The following is a 22380-nucleotide window of genomic DNA, read 5'->3' as shown; positions in this document are numbered from 1 at the left end:
ATGACTAAAGCAGTAACGGTTAAAAACATCACCTTTCAGGAAGGGACCACGCTTATCTGTGTGCCGCTGATCGGCAAAACGCTCGACGAACTGCAAGCGAATGCCAGGACGCTGGCTACCGCCGGTGCTGATCTTATCGAGTGGCGCGTTGACCACTTCACGCACGTTCGCGAACCGCAGCACGTGCAGCAGGCGCTGGGCGAAATCCGCCAGATTCTGGCCGATATCCCGCTGCTGTTCACCTTCCGCAGCAAAAAAGAAGGTGGCGAAACGGAAATCAGCGAGGAAGCTTACTTCGAGCTTAATCGTCAGGTAGCCATCAGCGGTCTGGTCGATTTGATCGACATTGAGCTCTTCAATGATGAAGCGCAGATTCGCGCAGTGATCGGCGCGGCCCATGGTGCAGGTGTCAAAGTCATCATGAGTAATCATGATTTCCATAAAACACCTGCCCAGGAAGACATCATCTATCGTCTTCGCCGGATGCAGGATCTGGGTGCCGATCTGCCGAAGATTGCCGTGATGCCGCAAACGCCACAGGATGTGCTGACGCTGCTGTCAGCCACCCTGACCATGAAAGAAAAGTATGCGACACGCCCGATTATTACCATGTCAATGGCAAAAATGGGTGGCGTCAGCCGCGTAACGGGTCGCCTGTTTGGCTCAGCGATGACGTTCGGTACCGTCGGTCAGGCCTCCGCACCAGGGCAGATCGCGATCAAAGAGCTGCGTGAGCTAATGGATATTCTGTACTAAAAAATAGAAAGCCCGGAGCTTACCTCCGGGCGTTTTGTTAGCGCTTTTGCTGGCTGTCATTAATAATGAAGTTTCTAAACGATTGAATAGTCGGTGACAGTACGCGATCTTTCATGGTCGCCAGATAGATATAACGCGGCGGGATCTTATTCTTGATAGCCAGAATATGGACGTTGTAGTACGAGAGCGCGGAAATTCTTGGCATGATCGCAATACCGTAATCAATACTGACCAGCCCCGCCATCGCCGTGTCTTCATCAACATAACAGGCAATATCCGGCACCAATTTTTGCTGCATAAAGACATTATCAATAAATGGTCGTAACCCGCTGTTTTCAGAAAAATAGATATATGGATAGTGAATCGTCTCAACAAGATCCACTTCATTTTGATACAGCTTCGCCAGCGAGTGATCCTTCGCAGTGACGACCACCAGTTCCTGCTGAATAATCGGGATAAAATCAATATCTGGTTCATCAGGAATATAGGAACAAATCGTTAAATCACTCTTACCGGATTTCAAATCCTGCAATAAGGTCAGTGACGTCCCCTGCGTAAACGAGAAGGTCACATTGTGGCGAGAAGGAAGTGTAGAATATTTTTGGATTAATTGCGGAACAACATATTCACCCATAGTATAAATAAAGGCGATGCGAATATTCTCCTTATTTTCCAGCCCGCTTTTCTGTAAGGTCATTCTGCCATTTTCCAGCGATGTCAGCGCATCCTCGACATAGGGAAGAAAGCGTTTTCCATTTTGCGTAATTTCGACATTGCGCCCCTTTCGGGCAAACAAGGACACGCCAAGCTCCTTCTCCAGCTCAGATATGGCGTGGCTTAGCGAAGGTTGAGTGATGAAGAGGCTGGAGGCCGCTTCGGTGTAATGCTCCGTTTCAGATAATCGCTTAAAATAATAAAGTTGCTTTAGGTTCATTATTTTTGACCGTATAATATAAAATTAAAGATATTGCATTGAATATAGCACAACAGGGGTAGTCCTTAGGGGGTAAAGCATGAATTCTTGGGCAATATCAAATATTCACATGCTGCGGTAAATAATATGTTACGCGTTAGTTTATAGCGTGAAAATAAACAACGGGGGGATAAAGTATTTCTGCATGTGGCGATATATGCAAAAATATTTTAAACTTTAAAGGATATTCACATGAGGACAATAGCGAACCAGGAAAGCGCCGTACCCTTAGCCGGAACGAGGAAAAGAAGCCGGGCGCGAATTGTAATTTTATTGTTATTATCGATCGGCACAATGATCAATTACCTTGATCGCACCATTCTCGGTGTTGTTGCCCCTGCGTTAACCAGCGAGCTTCACATCGATCCTGCCATAATGGGGATCGTATTTTCGGCCTTTGCCTGGACCTACGCGCTGGCGCAAATTCCCGGAGGAATGTTTTTAGATCGCTTCGGGAACAAAATAACCTACGCCCTTTCCATCTTTTTCTGGTCGACATTCACATTATTACAAAGTTTTTCACTGGGTTTAAAATCTCTCTTGTTATTTCGCCTGGGTCTGGGAATCAGTGAAGCCCCTTGTTTTCCTGTTAACAGCCGCGTCGTGGGGACATGGTTTCCGCAGCATGAGCGCGCCCGGGCAACGGCAACCTACACGGTTGGTGAATATATTGGCCTGGCCGCTTTCTCGCCAATTCTATTTTTAATTCTTGAACACCATGGCTGGAGAACACTATTTTTCATCACTGGTGGATTAGGCATTGCATTCACTTTTGTGTGGTGGAAATTTTATAAAGAGCCCCATGAATCCACAGCAGCAAATAAAGAAGAACTGGATTACATCGGCATTGGAAATAAAGAAAGCGCAAATGAAAATATCCCCTTCAACTGGGCGGATGCCAAACGCCTGCTCTGCTGTCGTCAGGTTATCGGCGCTAGCTTAGGACAGTATGCTGGCAATACAACGCTGGTTTTCTTTCTGACATGGTTCCCCACGTATCTGGCTCAGGAACGCCAGTTACCGTGGCTTCACGTTGGTTTTTTTGCCACATGGCCATTTCTTGCGGCGGCAATTGGCATCATTTTCGGCGGCTGGGTTTCGGATAAATTATTGAAGAAAACGGCATCGGTAAACGTCAGCAGGAAGCTCCCCATTATTACCGGGCTGTTACTCTCCAGCTTTATTATTACGGCCAACTGGGTGTCGAATAACACCATGGTGATTATCATTATGTCCATTGCCTTCTTTGGCCAGGGAATGGTCGGCCTCGGCTGGACACTCATTTCCGATATTGCACCCCAAAATATGGCGGGACTGACAGGGGGAATCTTTAACTTCTGTGCCAATATGGCATCCATTATTACGCCGCTGATTATCGGCTTTATTATTGCCGGGACGGGAAATTTTTTCTACGCACTCATTTATATTGGCTTAACCGCATTAATAGGTTTAGTGGCTTACATCTTTATCATTGGTGATATCAAACGTATTGAGTTCAACTGATCCGCTGCTCCCGGCAACATTGCATAGCCGGGAGCGTTTTTTCGCATCAGACGTCTTTAACCCGGCTGGTCAGGAAGAGCGTGACCAGCGAGAGCACCGCAATGACCCAGTACACTTTCGCATGACCTAAACTTTGCGCCAGTGCGCCCTGAATCACCCCGGCGAGGATCACCCCCGTCGAGATACTGTTGGTGAACAGCGTGGTGGCAGACCCTGCGCGTCCTGGCATCAAATCCTGGAACCACAGCATGCCAATACCGGCAATAATGCCAATGAAGATGGCGTTAAAGACCTGCAGGCCAAGCAGTGCCTCACGGCTGTGGAACATGATCAAACCGGCGTAGAAGACCACGCCCGCCGCCACTGCGCTGACCATCATTTTGCGTTTACCGAAACGCTTAACATAGTAGCCTGCCAGGATCATGGCCGGGATCTCCAGCCCTGCGGCCGTCCCCATTAGCACGCCCGCCAGACTGTCCGGCAAGCCCAGCTCACTGCTGATCCACAGCGGCATATCAATAATGTACATCGTGTTGCAGGTCCACATCATCGTCGAGACGATAAACAGCATCCGGACGTTCTTATTGCTCCAGCCACTGGCCTCAGTGACGGCAATATCCGCCGGCTGTTTAATTCGTTTCACCGAAGGCAGCCAGAATGCCACGAGCACAAGGCTTATCACGAATATGCCGGCGGCAATCGAGTACATAGCGGTAAAGCCGTAGTTAAGCGCCAGCATAAAGGCCATCGGCGGGCCAATCACCCACGCCACCGAAATCTGCGCACGCATGATGGAGCTGAACATCACTACTTCTCGCGCCGAGCTGTCCGCATATTCTCTTGCCAGCGCAAAGAGCTGCGGCATGGCGGTACTCGCCAGCGAGGCCAGCATCACCCCGCAGGTGATCAGGGTCAGGTAATGGCGATTGAAGGCAAACAAGAGGGCGTTGCCTACCGCCATCAGGCAGCAGAACATGATCAGCCTTTTGCGATCGCCCTGTTGGTCAGAACGCTTTGCCAGCCCGAGGCTGACAAGGATCCCGGCAATGGCGTTGACGGTATAAAACAGTCCGACCCAAAAAGGTTGCGCACCCACCTCACGACTCAAAAATAAGCTCAGCGTTGGGGCCTGCAAAGCACCGGCAACACCGATCATAAACGCGACGATCATAAAAGCGATGAAGACCCCATTCAGGCGACGTCCCATCGTGGCTAACCAGAGCATAAAGATCCCTTGCTTGCGAAAGAAACGAAAAAAGCCAGCAGATAATAACTGCTGGCGTGGTGATTAGCACCAATACTCAGTCACACATGATGGACGCGATTCAGGACTTAGAGACCGGGATTGTCACTTCCCACTGCATTAATTCTTCGAGCATTTTCAGCCGCTGGTTCGCGCTCAGACCAAAGAGCCGGGACGCATGCTGCGTCGCGCGAAAATACGCTAAGTAAAATTGCCGTGTGGACGATCTCTTCATAGCCACCTCCTCGCTTCATCACGGAAGATTATTGGCTTAATATAGGGATAAATAAATTGCTGACTTTTTATCAGGAGTTCCCCTTTTATGCCGTCAGGTCGCCTGCAACAACAGTTCATCCGTCTGTGGCAATGCTGCGACGGAAAATCCCAGGAAACAACGCTCAATGAGCTGGCCGATCTGCTGAGCTGTTCCCGCCGCCATATGCGCACCCTGCTCAACACCATGGAAGAGCGCGGCTGGCTGACCTGGGAGGCCGAAGCCGGGCGTGGTAAGCGTTCGCGCCTGACGTTCCTCTACACCGGTCTGGCATTGCAGCAACAGCGGGCGGAGGATTTACTGGAGCAGGACAGGATCGATCAGTTAGTACAACTGGTGGGCGATAAGAGCGCGGTCCGCCAGATGCTGGTCTCTCATTTGGGGCGTAGTTTCCGCCAGGGGCGGCATATTCTTCGGGTGTTGTACTACCGCCCACTGCGTAATTTGCTGCCTGGCACCGCCCTGCGACGCTCCGAAACCCACATGGCGCGGCAAATTTTCAGCGCCCTGACACGCATAAATGAGGAAAACGGGGAACTGGAAGCGGACATCGCGCATCACTGGAAGGCCATTACGCCGCTCCACTGGCGTTTTTATTTACGTCCCGGCATCCATTTTCACCACGGTCGCGAACTGGAAATGCGCGATGTTATCGCCTCTCTCGAGCGCGTCTGTACGCTGCCGCTCTATTCGCATATCACTCAGATTGTCACCCCGACGCCCTGGACGCTGGATATTCACCTGTCACAGCAGGACAACTGGCTGCCCTGGCTGATGGGGCATGTGCCAGCCATGATCCTGCCGCAGGAGTGGAACTCAATGGCGAATTTCTCCAGCCATCCGGTCGGCACCGGGCCTTACGCGGTCACCCGCAACAACAATAACCAGCTGAAAATCCACGCCTTTGATGATTACTTCGGCTATCGTGCTCTTATTGACGAGGTGAACGTTTGGGTGCTGCCGGAAATTGGTGATGAGCCGAACGGCGGCCTGACCATCGATGGCCCCACCGACGGCGAGAAAGCCGTTGAAAGCCGCCTTGAGGAAGGCTGTTACTATCTGCTCTTCGATGCCCGTTCACATCGGGGTGCAAACCAGGCCGTGCGCGACTGGATAAGTCAGGTACTTTCCCCCACCCGGCTGCTTTATCACGCAGAAGAGCATTATCAGCAGTACTGGTTCCCGGCGTATGGCCTGCTGCCGCGCTGGCACCATGCGCGCCCGGCCAGCGGTGAAAAGCCGGCGGGGCTGGAGTCGCTTACGCTGACCTTTTACCGCGATCACAATGAGCACAAAGCCATTGCCCACACCATGAGCAAGCTGCTGGCGCAGCATGACGTACCCCTTGAGATACAAGAGGTGGACTATGAGGAGTGGCACCGTGGCGATATCGTCAGCGATATCTGGCTCAACAGCGCCAACTTCACGCTGCCGCTCGATTTCTCCCTCTTCACCCATTTATATGAAGTCCCGCTGATTCAGCACTGCGTTTCACTGGACTGGCAGGCCGATGCGGAGCGTTGGCGCGCCGGGGAGATGAACCTAGCCGCCTGGTGTCAGCAGCTACTGGCAAGCAAAGCCATGGTGCCGCTGATTCACCACTGGCTAAGGATTCAGGGCCAGCGCAGTATGCGCGGTCTGCGCATGAACACCCTTGGCTGGTTTGACTTCAAATCCGCGTGGTTCGCCCCGCCCGACCCATAATCCTTACGTTTTTGGTACGTCCAGCCGAATAATGAAGGGATGCTTTCAGAAAACTTACAAACTCATTACAATGGCGCGGTGCTCAACGGGGTGCTGCGCCAAAAGCGTGTGCTGAGAAAATACCCGTCGAACCTGATCCGGATAACGCCGGCGAAGGGATTTGAGGCTATCGCTTAAAATCCTCTTTGCCACCCATTTTTGAGGTGCAAAGTGCTTAAAAAAGTTCTGCCATTCCTGCTGCTTGCCGCAGCACCCGCTTTCGCGAAACCGATCCTGACCGTTTATACCTACGACTCCTTCTCTGCAGAATGGGGGCCGGGGCCGGCGGTGAAAAAAGCCTTCGAAGCCGACTGCAACTGTGAGCTGAAATTTGTCGCGCTGGAAGATGGCGTATCGCTGCTTAACCGTTTACGTATGGAAGGCAAAAACAGCAAAGCGGATGTGGTGCTGGGGCTGGATAACAACCTGCTGGAAGCCGCCACACAGACCAAACTGTTCGCCAAAAGCGGCATTTCCCCGGACGCCGTTACCGTTCCTGGCGGCTGGAAAAACGATACCTTCGTTCCGTTTGACTACGGCTGGTTCGCGTTCGTTTATGACAAAAACAAGCTGAAAAACCCACCGAAAAGCCTGAAAGAACTGGTGGAAAGCGAGCAGAAATGGCGCGTGATTTATGAAGATCCGCGCACCAGCACGCCGGGCCTTGGCCTGCTGCTGTGGATGCAGAAAGTGTATGGCGATAAAGCCCCGGAAGCCTGGCAAAAACTGGCGGCTAAAACCGTCACAGTGACCAAGGGCTGGAGCGAAGCGTATGGTCTGTTCCTGAAAGGGGAAGGCGACCTGGTTCTGAGCTACACCACCTCTCCGGCTTACCACATCATTGAAGAGAAGAAAGACAACTACGCCGCCGCGGCCTTTATCGAAGGTCACTACCTGCAGGTTGAAGTCGCCGCCCGTACCGCTGCCAGCAAGCAGCCGGAGCTGGCAGAGAAGTTCCTGAAATTTATGGTCTCTCCGGCATTCCAGAACGCCATCCCGACCGGCAACTGGATGTTCCCGGTCAACAACGTCGCCCTGCCCGTGGGTTTTGACACGCTGGTGAAACCACAGACCTCGCTGGAATATACCCCGCAAGACGTCGCAACCCAGCGCGGCGAATGGATTAATGCATGGCAACGCGCCGTCAGCCACTAACCTTCGGCTGGCTGGTTCCCGGCCTGGCCGCCGCTACGTTAATGGTGGCGGTGGCTATCGCCGCGTTTCTCGCACTCTGGCAAAACGCCCCCACGGCAGATCTGGCTGCGCTCCTGCAGGACAGCTATCTGTGGCACGTGGTGCGTTTCTCTTTCTGGCAGGCCTTTCTCTCGGCGCTGCTTTCCGTCGCACCGGCTATTTTTCTCGCCCGCGCGCTCTATCGGCGACGCTTCCCCGGTCGTCTTGCTCTACTGCGCCTGTGTGCCATGACGTTGATCCTCCCGGTGCTGGTCGGGGTGTTTGGGATCCTGAGCGTCTATGGCCGCCAGGGCTGGATTGCCTCCGCGTTTCGCGCGGCAGGCCTGGAGTGGACATTCTCGCCGTACGGGCTGTTGGGTATTCTGCTGGCGCACGTCTTTTTTAACCTGCCGATGGCATCACGTCTGTTGTTACAGGCGCTTGAACAGATCCCCGGCGAACAGCGCCAGCTGGCGGCCCAGTTGGGGATGCGCGGCTGGTCGTTCTTCCGTTATGTCGAGTGGCCATGGCTACGCCGCCAGATCCCCCCGGTCACCGCGCTCATTTTTATGCTCTGCTTTGCGAGTTTCGCCACCGTGCTGTCACTCGGCGGCGGCCCGCAGGCAACCACCATTGAGCTGGCTATCTATCAGGCGCTGAGTTACGACTTCGACCCAGGGCGCGCGGCGCTGCTGGCGTTGATTCAGATGATTTGCTGCCTTGGGCTGGTGTTGCTTAGCCAGCGCCTGAGCAAAACCCTTTCCGTTGGTAGCCATCAGATTCAGGGCTGGCGCGACCCGGAAGACAGTCCATTCAGCCGTATCGCCGACTACACGCTTATTGCCCTGGCGCTCCTGCTGCTGTTACCGCCGCTGCTGGCGGTGATTCTCGATGGCCTTAACCTCAGCCTGTTGCATGTTCTTACCCAGCCCGTGCTCTGGCAGGCCATCTGGACCTCGGTGCGCATTGCGCTGGCGGCGGGATTGCTGTGTGTGACCTTGACCATGATGCTGCTCTGGAGCAGCCGCGAGCTACGCGCCCGCCAGCTTCAGCTGGCCGGGCAGGCGCTGGAGATGAGCGGCATGCTGATTCTGGCGATGCCGGGCATTGTGCTGGCGACCGGCTTTTTCCTGCTGCTCAATAACAGCATCGGCCTGCCCTCGTCCGCCGATGGTATTGTGATTTTCACCAATGCCCTGATGGCCATTCCCTATGCCCTGAAAGTGCTGGAAAACCCGATGCGGGATGTGACGGCGCGCTACAGCCTGCTCTGCCAGTCGCTGGGCATTGAGGGTTTTCGTCGCCTGAGAGTCATTGAACTGCGGGCGCTGAAAACGCCGCTGGCGCAGGCGCTGGCCTTTGCCTGCGTACTGTCGATTGGCGATTTTGGCGTCGTGGCGTTGTTTGGCAATGACGATTTCCGTACGCTGCCGTTCTATCTTTATCAGCAGATTGGCTCCTATCGCACGCAGGATGGTGCGGTTACCGCGCTGATTTTGCTGCTCCTGTGCTTTTTATTGTTTACCTTTATCGAAAAACTTCCGGGCCGCCATGCTAAGACTGATTGATGTAACCTGGCTATATCAGCATTTACCCATGCGTTTTACGCTGTCGATTAAACAGGGTGAGCAGGTCGCCGTACTGGGGCCAAGCGGGGCCGGGAAAAGTACGCTGCTGAATTTGATTGCCGGTTTTCTCTCACCGGCCAGCGGCGTCATCATGATTGAAAATAACGATCACAGCCACACGCCGCCTTCGCGACGCCCGGTGTCGATGCTGTTTCAGGAGAACAATCTCTTTACCCATCTCACGGTGCGGCAAAATATTGGTCTGGGGCTGGACCCCGGGCTAAAGCTGTCACCTGAGCAAAATACGAAGCTTACGACTATTGCCAGCACCATGGGGCTGGAGACGTTACTCAATCGCCTGCCGGATCAGCTTTCCGGCGGCCAGCGGCAACGCGTGGCGCTAGCCCGCTGTCTGGTACGCGAACAGCCTGTGCTCCTGCTGGATGAGCCCTTCTCCGCCCTCGACCCGGCCCTGCGCCAGGAGATGCTCGCGCTGGTAAAAGAGGTCTGCCACCGCCAGCAGTTAACGCTGCTGATGGTTTCGCACAATGTGGAAGACGCCGCCCGCATCGCGTCGCGCGCGCTGGTGATTGCCGATGGACGTATTGCCTGGGATGGGAAGACCGACGAATTGCTCAGCGGCAACGCCCCGGTCTCTTCGTTACTGGGGATCAGGTAACCACTTTTTGCAATATAGACAGGTAGACAGGCATCAGCGGGTGGCGAACCAGAATCGTCACCGCAAACACCGCGCCCACGCTCAGCAGTGGCGCTAACCAGAACAGTCGGCGACGCGGCAAATATGCCGTTAAACGATCCAGCCCCGCGTTACCGCTGCGCCACAGACGCCAGCACATCCAGAACGCCAGCCAGAGCAGTACCGCCGCCAGCAGCAGCAACCATTTGAAATTACCGCTTTGCTCCCCTGCCGGGATATCAATCGCCGCGCCCGCCAGGATACCCGGCAGGAAATAGAACGGCGGCCACAGCAGGCAACCAATGATATTGGGCGGTAAGAACTTCGTCACAGGTAAATCGAGCATCCCCGCAACCATCGGCACAATCGGGCGCGTCGGGCCGACAAAGCGCCCCACCAGAATCGTGAACATGCTGTGCTGATGCAGCGCATGCTCGGTTTTATCCAGCAGCGCTTTGTTCTTGCGAATGAATGACCAACGGTGCAGTGGCTTTTTAAAACGCCAGCCAAGCCAGAATGAGATCCAGTCCCCCAGCAGGCACCCGACAATCCCTGCCATCCAGGCGTGCCAGAAATTCACTTCACCGCTGCCAATCAGCGCCCCAAGCGCCGCCATCATCACCGTGCCAGGCAGAATCAACCCCACCAGTGCCAGCGACTCCAGGAAAGCCACGAGCGCAATCGCAATCAGCGTGTAGGTCGTGGATTGGGTAATAAAGTGTTCCAGCAATGCTTGCATACGTTTTCCGGTCAAAAAATTGAAGCTGGAATTCTCCAGGCGCTTACCCTGAGGGTCAAGCTTCAATTATCTGAATAATTTTCCGGTTATGACAGGTTGCGGGGCCACTTCTTGCCATTCTTTACGCTCTATTCACATCCTGCACGAAATTCACTGGGGCTGGCGCCGGTGCATTTTTTAAAGACCCGCGAGAAGTAAAGCTGGTCTTCAAAGCCAACATTTCGCCCGACGCTGGCGATCGGCATCCGCGTCGTACTCAGTAACAGTTTCGCCTGGCTGATTCGCTGATCCTCGCGCCAGCTCAGCACGCTCACCCCCAATTGCTGGCGGAACAGGTGCGAGAGGCGAGACGGTGACAAACAAACGTGCTGCGCAACGCTGGCGATATCAAAGTGGTTGTCCGCCAGGTGGTCGCTGATGTACTGGCAGGCATCGCGCACGCGGTTATCCAGCGGCGGATGCAGGGATTCATTGATGGCATCCATACGGCGCAACAACAGCTGCTCGAGCAGATTTATCGCCAGCAATTCCGCGTAACGCCCACCGCTCTGCCCGGCATCGATAATCTGCCCAAACAGCTCGCTAAACTGCGACTGCCAGGCCTCTTCCGGGCGAAAGAAACCGGTTTGCGCGAAGAGAGTCGGCCAACTCAGCCACTCGTGCCAGTACGCGCGCGGACGGAAGTAGACCCACTGGTGATACCACTCTTTGGCATCCGGGTGGCGGCCGTAGTGGTGGATTTCCCCCGGCGGAAACAAAATCATGTCGCCAGGGCGGCAAACATACTGTTTCCCGTGGTTATTGATGACACCTTCACCGCGGATGGTGAGATTGAGAATGTACCCTTTCATTCCCAGTGGACGATCAACGAAAAAATCGAGATAGCCCTCGGACTCGATGGGGGTCAACCCCGCCACCAGATGGGCGTTAAACGAGTAACCAGGCAACAGAGGATCATTTTGCGACTCAGCCATAAACTCGATACTCCGGTCATCATGAAGGAAACCAATTGTCCATATTGATACGCTTTTCATTAATCAGGCGTTTTGACCAGGCACAAGGAAAACACCGTCACTTTTAACCCCGCCAGATAAAAGCAATTACGCCAATTTTATGACACAAAGGGGATAAAAAGGGTCAACCAAAGTGTCTATAAAGACGGCTAAAATGTCCACATGGAATTTTTGCACACGGTCACACTTTGCAGTGCCATAGCATTTTAGTCCATAAGATTAGCGAATCCTGCCTGACGCTTTTTTCAGCCGATCACTATGTTTCTCCATAAGGTTATTCTTCATGGAGCAACACGATGGCAATCACAATTGGCCTCGATTTTGGCAGCGACTCCGTTCGCGCACTGGCAGTGGACTGTACCTCTGGCGCAGAAATCGCCACCAGCGTGGAGTGGTATCCCCGCTGGCAAGAGGGACGCTACTGCAACGCGGCACATAATCAATTTCGTCACCATCCCCGGGACTATATCGAATCGATGGAAATGGCGATTAGAAGCGTGCTGGCGGAACTGACGTCGGAACAGCGTGCCCAGGTCAAAGGCATTGGCGTGGACAGCACAGGTTCAACGCCCGCCCCTATCGACGCCGAAGGGCGCGTACTGGCGCTGCGTCCCGAGTTTGCGGACAACCCCAATGCGATGTTTGTGTTGTGGAAAGATCACACGGCGGTCGAGGAAGCGGAAGCAATCACCGCCCTGTGCCACGCGACGGGCAAAGTCGACTATTCACGCTACATCGGTGGGATTTATTCCAGCGAGTGGTTCTGGGCAAAAATCCTTCACGTCACCCGCGCCGATAACGACGTCGCCCAGGCCGCCGCATCGTGGATTGAGCTGTGCGATTGGGTGCCTGCTCTGCTTTCTGGCACCACCCGTCCGCAGGATATCCGCCGTGGCCGCTGTAGCGCCGGGCATAAATCGTTGTGGCACGAGAGCTGGGGTGGCTTACCGCCCGCCAGCTTCTTCGATGAACTGGATCCGATCCTCAATAAACACCTGCCGTGCCCGCTGTTTACTGACACCTTTACCGCAGACATTCCGGTCGGCACGCTGACCGCCGAATGGGCGCAACGCCTGGGATTACCGGAGACGGTGATCATTTCCGGCGGCGCGTTCGACTGCCATATGGGTGCCGTAGGCGCAGGCGCACAGCCGAATACGCTGGTCAAAGTGATTGGTACCTCCACCTGCGACATTCTGATTGCTGATAAGCCCAGCGTCGGCGACCGTGCGGTGAAAGGCATCTGTGGTCAGGTGGATGGCAGCGTGGTACCGGACTTTATTGGTCTGGAAGCCGGGCAATCCGCCTTTGGCGACATCTACGCCTGGTTTGGACGCATCCTCGGCTGGCCGCTGGAACAGCTGGCGCTGCAGCATCCGGAACTGAAAACGCAAATTAAAGCCAGCCAGAAACAGCTACTGCCAGCCCTGACAGAAGCCTGGGCGCAAAACCCCTCGCTGCAACATCTGCCGGTGGTGCTCGACTGGTTTAACGGCCGCCGCACGCCGAACGCCAACCAGCGCCTGAAAGGGGTGATCACCGACCTGAACCTGGCCACCGACGCGCCGGCGCTCTTTGGCGGGCTGATTGCCGCCACCGCTTTTGGTGCTCGCGCCATCATGGAGTGTTTTACCGAACAGGGCATTGCCATCGACAACGTCATGGCACTGGGCGGTATCGCCCGCAAGAACCCGGTCATTATGCAGGCCTGCTGCGATGTGCTTAACCGCCCGCTGCAAATTGTCGCATCGGATCAATGCTGTGCGCTCGGTGCGGCCATTTTTGCCGCCGTCGCCGCAGGGGTTCATACCGATATCCCCGGTGCCCAACAGCAGATGGCCAGCCAAATCGAAAATACGCTGCAGCCCGCTCCCGCGCAGGCTCAACGCTTTGAACAACTCTACCGCCGCTACCAGCAATGGGCGAAAAGCGCCGAGCTTCACTATCTTCCTGTAGCCGCGCCAGCAACGCAGGCAGCGCTCACTCACTAAGGACACAATAATGACGATTTTTGATAATTATGAAGTTTGGTTTGTGATTGGCAGCCAACACCTGTACGGACCCGAAGCCCTGCGTCAGGTGACGCAGCATGGCGAACAAGTGGTTAACGCGCTGAACGCCGAAGCCAAATTACCCTGCAAACTGGTCCTTAAGACGCTCGGCACCTCGCCGGATGAAATTACGAATATCTGCCGTGACGCCAACTACGACGACAAGTGCGCCGGGATGGTAGTGTGGCTGCACACCTTCTCACCGGCCAAAATGTGGATTAACGGCCTGACTATCCTCAACAAACCGCTGTTGCAATTCCATACTCAGTTCAATGCCGCCCTGCCGTGGGACAGCATCGACATGGACTTTATGAACCTGAACCAGACCGCACACGGCGGCCGTGAATTCGGCTTTATCGGCGCCCGTATGCGCCAGCAGCATAGCGTTGTTACTGGCCACTGGCAGGACAAAAAAGCGCACCAGCGTATTGGTGCCTGGATGCGTCAGGCGGTGTCGAAACAGGATACCCGTCATCTGAAAGTGTGCCGTTTCGGCGACAACATGCGTGAAGTGGCAGTGACCGACGGCGATAAAGTGGCCGCACAGATTAAATTCGGTTTCTCCGTCAATACTTGGGGCGTGGGCGACCTGGTGCAGGTAGTGAACAGCATCAGCGAAGGCGACGTTAACGCGCTGGTCGATGAGTATGAAAGCAGCTACCGTCTGAACGCCGCCGCACAGGTGAACGGTGACAAGCGCCAGAACGTTATCGATGCCGCACGCATTGAGCTGGGCATGAAACGCTTCCTCGAACAAGGCGGTTTCCATGCTTTCACCACCACGTTTGAAGATTTACACGGCCTGAAACAGCTGCCAGGGCTGGCCGTACAGCGCCTGATGCAACAGGGCTATGGTTTCGCTGGCGAAGGCGACTGGAAAACTGCCGCTCTGCTTCGCATCATGAAGGTGATGTCGACCGGTCTGCAGGGCGGCACCTCCTTTATGGAGGACTACACCTATCACTTCGAAGAGAACAACGATCTGGCGCTCGGCTCACACATGCTGGAAGTGTGCCCGACCATCGCGCTGGATGAAAAACCGATCCTCGATGTGCAGTTCCTCGGCATTGGCGGTAAAGCCGATCCGGCACGTCTGATTTTCTCCACCAAAACTGGCCCGGCCATTAACGCCAGCCTGATCGATCTGGGGGATCGCTTCCGCCTGCTGGTGAACTGTGTTGACGCCGTTAAGACGCCGCACGACCTGCCGAAACTGCCGGTTGCTAATGCCCTTTGGAAAGCGCAGCCGGATTTACAGACCGCCTCCGAAGCCTGGATTCTGGCGGGCGGCGCGCACCATACCGTGTTCAGCCACGCCCTGAACCTCAATGACATGCGTCAGTTCTCTGAGCTGCACGGCATCGAAATTGCGGTTATCGATAACGATACCCGCCTGCCTGCCTTTAAAGACGCTTTGCGCTGGAACGAAGTGTATTACGGCTCCAAACGTTAACAGGGGAACATTTGGCCTGCTCCGGCAGGCCTCTTTTTCCTGGAGGAAAGCAGCATGTTAGAAGCATTGAAACAGCAGGTACTGGAAGCCAATCTGGCCCTGCCAAAACACAATCTGGTGACCCTGACCTGGGGTAACGTCAGCGCGGTCTCCCGTGAGCACGGCGTATTCGTTATCAAACCTTCCGGCGTCGATTACAGCGTGATGACCGCCGAGGACATGGTGGTGGTCAGTATCGAAACCGGCGAAGTGGTGGAAGGCAAGAAAAAACCCTCTTCCGATACCCCAACGCATCGCCTGCTCTATCAGGCGTTCCCGAGCATTGGCGGCATTGTACATACCCATTCGCGCCACGCCACCATCTGGGCGCAGTCCGGCCAGGCGATTCCGGCAACCGGGACAACCCACGCCGACTATTTCTACGGCACGATCCCCTGCACGCGCAAAATGACCGATGCCGAAATCAACGGCGAGTATGAGTGGGAAACTGGCAACGTGATCGTTGAAACGTTCAGTACGCAGGGTATCGATCCGGCGCAGATGCCCGGCATACTGGTGCATTCCCACGGGCCATTCGCCTGGGGGAAAAACGCCGACGACGCGGTGCACAACGCCATCGTGCTGGAGGAAGTGGCCTATATGGGCATTTTCTGCCGCCAGCTCGCACCAGAACTCCCGGATATGCAACAGACGCTGTTGGATAAGCACTACCTGCGTAAACACGGCGCCAAAGCCTATTACGGACAGTGAGTTCAACTCTCTCCCGGATGCGGCGTAAGCGCCTTATCCGGGCTACCGATCCCCTTCTGTCAAATTCCGAATACATCGACATAAATCCGCATAATGTTGTTTTTTCGACGTGAACGGATAATGCTAACCCCCAGGCTGAAACAAGGGAGAAACGTCGGTGCTAATAAAGAGAGCGGGAAAATGGTTACTGCTGGGGATCGCCACGGCGGCGTTCGTGATCGTCTATAACGCCATCGCTATTTACCGCTTTAGCCAACAGGATCAGACCCGCAAAGCCGACTGCGCGATTGTTGCGGGGGCTGGTATCAATGGAAAATCCCCCAGCCCGGTCTTTACCGCCAGACTGGACCACGTGATTGGGCTCTATCGGGACGGCAAAGTGAATACGCTGATCCTGACCGGTGGCCTCAGCCAGGGCGCAAGCGAATCCGATGCCGCCATCGCCCGGGACTATCTCGTTCACCTTGGCGTCCCTGAGGCGGTTATTTTTATCGACGAGCAGTCTACCGTCACACGCGAAAATATCCGTAACGCCAAAACGATCATGGAACGCCAGAAGATGCACACGGCACTGCTGGTCAGTGACCCTCTGCATATGTTGCGCATGCGGCTTATCGCTCAGGATAACGACATCGTGAGCTGGTCCTCGCCCACCAGCACAAGCCGGTATCGTTCATGGTCAACACAGTTGCCTTTTCTGCTGAGCGAAGCTTTCTATTACACCGGTTATCGCATACTGAGATATCTACCAGGCACGCCGATACAAAAAGTCGACCTGTAGCCAGGCTACGCGCAGCACCAGTCGCAAACCACATACCTGTACAAAAAATCAGTATTTCTGCGCAATCCAGGCTATAATCTCGCCGATAATGACGTGATGAGAGAACGGTGTGACGCAAGCGCGAGAAGGCTTTTTACTGACCCGCCACTGGCGGGACACGCCACAGGGAACCGAGGTGGAATTCTGGCTGGCGACGGATAACGGGCCGCTGCAGGTCTTTTTGCCGCCACAAGAATCGGTCGCATTTATTCCAGCCACACAGGTCAGCCAGGCACAGCGTTTGCTTGTCGGAGAAAGCCAGTATCGTCTCACGCCGCTGCAACTTAAGGACTTCCATCGCCAGCCGGTTCAGGGGCTGTATTGCCGCGCGCACCGTCAACTGATGCGCTATGAAAAGCTGCTGCGCGACGGCGGCGTCACGGTATATGAAGCCGACGTCCGCCCACCGGAACGCTTTCTGATGGAGCGCTTTATTACCGCACCGGTGTGGGTGGATGGCGACCCGCGCGGCGAGCAGTTGATCAATGCGCGCCTGAAACCCAATCCGCACTATCGTCCGTCCCTCAAATGGGTCTCGCTGGATATCGAAACCACCCGTAACGGCGAGCTTTACTGCATCGGTCTGGAGGGATGTGGCCAGCGCACGGTCTATATGCTAGGCCCGGAAAACGGTGATGCCAGCGGGCTGGATTTTCATCTCGAGTATGTCGCCAGCCGCCCGCAACTGCTGGAAAAACTTAACGCCTGGTTTGCACAGCACGATCCCGATGTGCTCATCGGCTGGAACGTCGTGCAGTTTGACCTGCGCGTCCTGCAAAAGAGCGCCGAGCGCTACCGTATCCCGCTGTTACTCGGGCGCGGTAACCAGCCGCTTGAATGGCGCGAGCACGGCTTCAAAAACGGCGTCTTCTTCGCCCAGGCGACCGGTCGGGTGATTATTGACGGGATTGAAGCGCTCAAATCCGCCTTCTGGAACTTCTCCTCGTTTTCGCTGGAAACGGTCTCCCAGGAACTCCTGGGCGAAGGTAAAGCGATCGATAACCCGTGGGATCGGATGGACGAAATCGATCGTCGCTTTGCCGAGAACAAACCCGCGCTTGCCACCTACAACCTGAAAGATTGCGAGCTGGTGACGCGCATCTTCCACAAAACGGAGATCATGCCGTTCTTGCTGGAGCGTGCCACGGTAAACGGCCTGGCGATCGACAGACATGGCGGATCGGTAGCCGCGTTTGGCCACCTCTATTTTCCACGCATGCACCGGGCGGGCTATGTCGCGCCAAATCTCGGCGACGTTCCACCACAGGCAAGCCCCGGCGGCTACGTGATGGATTCGCGTCCGGGCCTGTACGATTCCGTGCTGGTGCTGGATTACAAAAGCCTTTACCCCTCGATCATCCGCACCTTCTTAATCGATCCGGTGGGTCTGGTAGAAGGGATGGCACAGCCTGACGCCGAACACAGTACCGAAGGTTTTCTCGGTGCCTGGTTCTCCCGGCAAACCCATTGCCTGCCGGAAATCGTCGGCCAGATCTGGCACGGGCGCGATGAAGCCAAGCGAGTGGGCAACAAGCCGCTGTCGCAGGCACTTAAGATCATCATGAATGCCTTTTATGGCGTGCTGGGCACCAGCGCCTGCCGCTTTTTCGATCCGCGACTGGCCTCATCGATCACCATGCGCGGCCATGAGATCATGCGGCAGACCAAAGCACTGATCGAAGCACAGGGCTACGACGTCATTTACGGCGATACGGACTCCACCTTTGTCTGGCTCAAAAAAGCCCATAACGAGGCCGATGCCGCGCGTATTGGTCGCGAACTGGTTGCACACGTCAATAGCTGGTGGACGACGCATCTCCAGTCGCAAAACCTGACCAGCGCCATGGAACTGGAGTTCGAAACCCATTTTTGCCGCTTTCTGATGCCGACCATTCGCGGCACGGACCAGGGGAGTAAGAAGCGCTACGCCGGATTGATTCAGGACGGCGAAGAACAGCGGATGGTGTTTAAAGGGCTGGAGACGGTGCGAACCGACTGGACGCCGCTGGCGCAGCAATTCCAGAAGGCGCTCTATTTGCGTATTTTTCGCAACGAACCCTACCAGGACTATGTGCGGGAGACCATCGATAAGCTGATGGCAGGTGAGCTGGATGACCAGTTGGTCTATCGCAAGCGTCTGCGCCGCCCGCTGGCGGACTACGAGCGTAACGTGCCCCCCCACGTTCGCGCGGCGCGACTCGCAGATGAACAAAATCTAAAACGCGGACGCCCGGCGCAGTATCAAAATCGGGGAACCATCAAGTATGTCTGGACGACACAAGGACCGGAGCCAGTGGATTATCAGCAAGCGCCACTGGACTACGATCACTACCTGACCAAACAACTTCAGCCGGTCGCCGATGGAATACTGCCCTTCACTGACGATGATTTTGCTACACTACTGACAGGGCAACTGGGATTGTTTTGATTTCGCATCCGTCTGGTGCGGTAACATCGCGCCACCGTTTGTACTTCTGGATTGCAGGTTGCTTCGCGGCCATTGTTGAGAACGTTTTCAGGCACATTGTGAACAATGTGACCAGGATGCCAACAACGAGGCGACTTGCAAAACAACGGGCATAACGAGAGTGACGAAAGCATTGCCATCCAGTACCATAGCGCCCTTTCTATTCCTGGCCCCAAACTTAGACGTCCGCCTGATTCTCAGGCGGTGACGAACTATTGCCTGCAATTTGAGATATAGAGTTCAATTTATGCCCTTTACACTTGGTCAACGCTGGATAAGCGACACGGAAAGCGAACTCGGACTGGGTACAGTCGTAGCGATGGATGCGCGAACCGTTACTCTGCTTTTTCCCGCGACGGGAGAAAATCGTCTGTATGCACGCAGCGATTCCCCCGTTACACGCGTAATGTTTAATCCTGGCGATACGGTAACCAGCCACGAAGGCTGGCAGCTGACTGTTGAAGACGTAAAAGAAGAAAACGGCCTGCTCGCCTATATCGGTACACGCCTGGATACGCAGGAAACCAACGTTATGCTGCGCGAGGTCTTTCTCGACAGCAAACTGATTTTCAGCAAGCCGCAGGACCGCCTGTTCGCCGGGCAAATTGACCGTATGGACCGCTTTGCGCTGCGTTTTCGCGCGCGTAAATATCAAAGTGAACAGTATCGTATGCCGTGGAGCGGGCTGCGCGGTCAGCGTACCAGCCTGATCCCTCACCAGTTGCATATCGCCCATGATGTTGGTCGCCGCCATGCGCCACGCGTACTGCTGGCGGACGAAGTCGGCTTAGGTAAAACCATCGAAGCCGGGATGATACTGCACCAGCAGCTGCTCTCAGGCGCTGCGGAACGTGTGCTGATCATTCTGCCGGAAACCCTGCAACACCAGTGGCTGGTCGAAATGCTGCGTCGCTTCAACCTGCGCTTTGCGCTGTTTGACGACGAGCGCTATGCCGAAGCACAGCACGATGCCGACAACCCTTTCGAAACAGAACAGCTGGTGATTTGCTCGCTGGACTTTGTGCGCCGCAGCAAGCAACGCCTGGAGCACCTGTGCGATGCGGAATGGGATTTGATGGTGGTGGATGAAGCTCATCACCTGGTGTGGAGCGAAGAGGCCCCCAGCCGCGAATATCAGGCCATTGAACAGCTGGCTGAGCGTGTGCCGGGCATCCTGCTGCTGACCGCAACCCCGGAACAGCTGGGCCTTGAGAGCCACTTTGCGCGTCTGCGCCTGCTGGATCCAAACCGTTTCCACGATTTCACCCAGTTCGTTGACGAGCAGCAAAATTACCGTCCGGTCGCCGATGCGGTCGCTCTGCTGCTGGCAGGCAAACGCCTGAATGATAATGAGCTTAATACCCTGAGCGACCTGATTGGCGAACAGGACATCGAGCCGCTGCTGCAGGCTGCCAACAGCGACCGCGATGGCGCTGAGGCCGCGCGTCAGGAGCTGATTTCGATGTTAATGGACCGCCACGGCACCAGCCGCGTGCTGTTCCGTAACACCCGTAACGGCGTGAAAGGCTTCCCTAAACGCGAGCTGCACACCATCAAGCTGCCGCTGCCGACGCAGTATCAAACGGCGATTAAAGTCTCCGGTATCATGGGTGCGCGCAAAAGCGCCGAAGATCGCGCCCGCGATATGCTCTACCCGGAACAGATTTATCAGGAATTCGAAGGCGACACCGGTACCTGGTGGAACTTCGACCCGCGCGTCGAGTGGCTGATGGGCTATCTGACCAGCCATCGTTCACAGAAAGTTCTCGTGATCTGTGCCAAAGCCGCCACCGCGCTGCAGCTGGAGCAGGTATTACGCGAGCGTGAAGGTATTCGCGCAGCCGTCTTCCATGAAGGTATGTCGATTATCGAACGTGACCGTGCGGCGGCCTGGTTCGGTGAAGAAGACAGCGGCGCACAGGTGCTGTTGTGCTCTGAAATCGGCTCCGAAGGGCGTAACTTCCAGTTCGCCAGCAATCTGGTAATGTTCGATCTGCCGTTCAACCCGGACCTGCTGGAGCAGCGTATCGGCCGTCTGGACCGTATCGGCCAGGCGCACGACATTCAGATCCACGTGCCTTATCTGGAAAAAACCGCACAATCCGTGCTGGTGCGCTGGTACCACGAAGGTCTGGACGCGTTCGAGCACACCTGCCCGACCGGTCGCGCAATTTATGACAAAGTTCACACCAGCCTGATCGGTTATCTGGCGTCCCCGGAACAGACCGAAGGCTTTGATGACCTGATCAAGACCTGCCGCGAACAGCATGACGCGCTGAAAGTACAGCTTGAACAAGGTCGCGACCGCCTGCTGGAAATCCACTCTAACGGCGGTGAAAAAGCGCAGGCGCTGGCAGAGAGCATTGAAGAGCAAGACGATGACACCGGTCTGATCAACTTCGCTATGAACTTGTTTGATATCGTCGGTATTAACCAGGACGATCGCGGCGAGAACATGATTGTGCTGACCCCATCCGACCATATGCTGGTACCGGACTTCCCGGGCCTGCCGGAAGATGGCTGTACCATCACTTTTGAACGCGAAGTGGCACTGTCCCGCGAAGACGCCCAGTTTATTACCTGGGAGCACCCACTGATCCGCAACGGGCTGGATCTGATCCTCTCTGACGATACCAGCAGCAGCACTATTTCATTGTTGAAGAACAAGGCCCTGCCTGTCGGTACGCTGCTGCTGGAACTGATTTACGTCGTTGAGGCACAGGCACCGAAACAGCTGCAATTAACGCGTTTCCTGCCACCGACGCCAATCCGTCTGCTGGTCGATAAAAACGGAACCAACCTCGCAGGCCAGGTCGAGTTTGAAAGTTTCAACCGTCAGCTCAGCGCGGTGAATCGTCATACCGGTAGCAAACTGGTGAATGCGGTACAGCAGGATGTCCACACTATTCTGCAGAAAGGTGAAGTCCAGGTGGAGAAAGCTGCCCAGGCGCTGATTGACGCCGCGAAAACCGAAGCGGACGAAAAACTGTCCGCAGAGCTGTCGCGCCTCGAAGCCCTCAAAGCCGTCAACCCGAACATTCGTGACGACGAACTGAGCGCCATCGAGAGCAATCGCCAGCAGGTGCTGGAAAGCCTTTCTCAGGCAGGCTGGCGTCTTGACGCGCTGCGTCTTATCGTCGTGACGCATCAGTAACGG

Annotated in this window: 17 protein-coding genes and 1 riboswitch; of the genes, 12 read left to right on the top strand and 5 right to left on the bottom strand. The window is 55.4% G+C overall.

Annotated features, from left to right (window positions below):
- Complete coding sequence (gene aroD, locus ACSZPU_RS03175; protein ID WP_498995397.1) at positions 1–756, top strand: type I 3-dehydroquinate dehydratase; 756 nt, start codon at positions 1–3, stop codon at positions 754–756.
- Between the two features lie 37 nt (positions 757–793).
- Here aroD and ACSZPU_RS03170 read toward each other — a convergent pair whose 3' ends face one another.
- The gene (locus ACSZPU_RS03170; protein ID WP_498995395.1) at positions 794–1690 is read right to left on the bottom strand and encodes a LysR family transcriptional regulator; all 897 of its coding nucleotides are present in this window, start codon (positions 1688–1690) and stop codon (positions 794–796) included.
- 231 nt (positions 1691–1921) lie between these two features.
- On the opposite strand from ACSZPU_RS03170, the gene ACSZPU_RS03165 reads away from it, so the two are divergent.
- Positions 1922–3232 (top strand): MFS transporter, encoded by a 1311-nt coding sequence (locus ACSZPU_RS03165; RefSeq protein WP_498995393.1) that lies wholly within the window; start codon positions 1922–1924, stop codon positions 3230–3232.
- A 46-nt stretch (positions 3233–3278) separates the two neighbouring features.
- Here ACSZPU_RS03165 and ACSZPU_RS03160 read toward each other — a convergent pair whose 3' ends face one another.
- Entirely contained in the window at positions 3279–4457 is a 1179-nt protein-coding gene (locus ACSZPU_RS03160; protein ID WP_498995391.1) for a sugar efflux transporter, read from the bottom strand.
- Between the two features lie 100 nt (positions 4458–4557).
- A complete protein-coding gene (gene sgrT / locus ACSZPU_RS03155) occupies positions 4558–4710 on the bottom strand; it encodes a glucose uptake inhibitor SgrT (RefSeq protein WP_498995389.1) in 153 nt (50 codons plus the stop codon).
- Between the two features lie 87 nt (positions 4711–4797).
- Between sgrT and sgrR the strand changes: the two genes are divergently transcribed.
- The 4 genes from sgrR to thiQ all read left to right on the top strand — a co-directional run bounded on the left by sgrR (position 4798) and on the right by thiQ (position 9912).
- The gene (gene sgrR / locus ACSZPU_RS03150; protein WP_498995388.1) at positions 4798–6453 is read left to right on the top strand and encodes an HTH-type transcriptional regulator SgrR; all 1656 of its coding nucleotides are present in this window, start codon (positions 4798–4800) and stop codon (positions 6451–6453) included.
- Positions 6454–6529: 76 nt separating this feature from the next.
- Positions 6530–6630, top strand: a riboswitch (TPP riboswitch).
- Between the two features lie 33 nt (positions 6631–6663).
- Positions 6664–7647 carry a thiamine ABC transporter substrate binding subunit gene (gene thiB / locus ACSZPU_RS03145; protein ID WP_498995385.1) on the top strand — a complete coding sequence of 328 codons (984 nt, stop codon included), beginning with the start codon at positions 6664–6666 and terminating at the stop codon, positions 7645–7647.
- Positions 7623–9233 carry a thiamine/thiamine pyrophosphate ABC transporter permease ThiP gene (gene thiP / locus ACSZPU_RS03140; RefSeq protein ID WP_498995384.1) on the top strand — a complete coding sequence of 537 codons (1611 nt, stop codon included), beginning with the start codon at positions 7623–7625 and terminating at the stop codon, positions 9231–9233. Before thiB ends, thiP begins: the two co-directional genes overlap by 25 nt.
- Positions 9217–9912, top strand: coding sequence for a thiamine ABC transporter ATP-binding protein ThiQ (gene thiQ / locus ACSZPU_RS03135; protein ID WP_498995382.1), 696 nt, complete (start codon positions 9217–9219; stop codon positions 9910–9912). Before thiP ends, thiQ begins: the two co-directional genes overlap by 17 nt.
- Here thiQ and ACSZPU_RS03130 read toward each other — a convergent pair.
- Both ACSZPU_RS03130 and araC read right to left on the bottom strand, forming a co-directional pair.
- Entirely contained in the window at positions 9905–10669 is a 765-nt protein-coding gene (locus ACSZPU_RS03130; RefSeq protein ID WP_498995380.1) for a DedA family protein, read from the bottom strand. The genes thiQ and ACSZPU_RS03130 overlap by 8 nt on opposite strands.
- A gap of 128 nt (positions 10670–10797) precedes the next feature.
- Positions 10798–11643, bottom strand: a complete 846-nt coding sequence (araC, locus tag ACSZPU_RS03125; protein ID WP_498995378.1) for an arabinose operon transcriptional regulator AraC — start codon at positions 11641–11643, stop codon at positions 10798–10800.
- Between the two features lie 335 nt (positions 11644–11978).
- On the opposite strand from araC, the gene araB reads away from it, so the two are divergent.
- From araB to rapA, 6 genes are all read left to right on the top strand, one after another.
- On the top strand, positions 11979–13673 hold the full coding sequence (araB, locus tag ACSZPU_RS03120) for a ribulokinase (RefSeq protein WP_498995375.1): 1695 nt from the start codon (positions 11979–11981) through the stop codon (positions 13671–13673).
- A gap of 10 nt (positions 13674–13683) precedes the next feature.
- Complete coding sequence (gene araA, locus ACSZPU_RS03115; protein ID WP_498995373.1) at positions 13684–15186, top strand: L-arabinose isomerase; 1503 nt, start codon at positions 13684–13686, stop codon at positions 15184–15186.
- Positions 15187–15240: 54 nt separating this feature from the next.
- Positions 15241–15936 (top strand): L-ribulose-5-phosphate 4-epimerase, encoded by a 696-nt coding sequence (araD, locus tag ACSZPU_RS03110; protein ID WP_498995370.1) that lies wholly within the window; start codon positions 15241–15243, stop codon positions 15934–15936.
- A 157-nt stretch (positions 15937–16093) separates the two neighbouring features.
- The gene (locus tag ACSZPU_RS03105; RefSeq protein ID WP_498995368.1) at positions 16094–16717 is read left to right on the top strand and encodes a YdcF family protein; all 624 of its coding nucleotides are present in this window, start codon (positions 16094–16096) and stop codon (positions 16715–16717) included.
- A 109-nt stretch (positions 16718–16826) separates the two neighbouring features.
- Positions 16827–19184 carry a DNA polymerase II gene (gene polB, locus ACSZPU_RS03100; protein WP_498995365.1) on the top strand — a complete coding sequence of 786 codons (2358 nt, stop codon included), beginning with the start codon at positions 16827–16829 and terminating at the stop codon, positions 19182–19184.
- A 286-nt stretch (positions 19185–19470) separates the two neighbouring features.
- Entirely contained in the window at positions 19471–22377 is a 2907-nt protein-coding gene (gene rapA / locus ACSZPU_RS03095; RefSeq protein ID WP_498995363.1) for an RNA polymerase-associated protein RapA, read from the top strand.
- Positions 22378–22380: the final 3 nt, after the last annotated feature.

The organism is Phytobacter sp. V69 (assembly GCF_965644215.1).
In the GTDB taxonomy this organism is placed as follows: Bacteria; Pseudomonadota; Gammaproteobacteria; order Enterobacterales; family Enterobacteriaceae; genus Phytobacter.
This window is presented reverse-complemented; position numbering and strand designations above follow the sequence as displayed.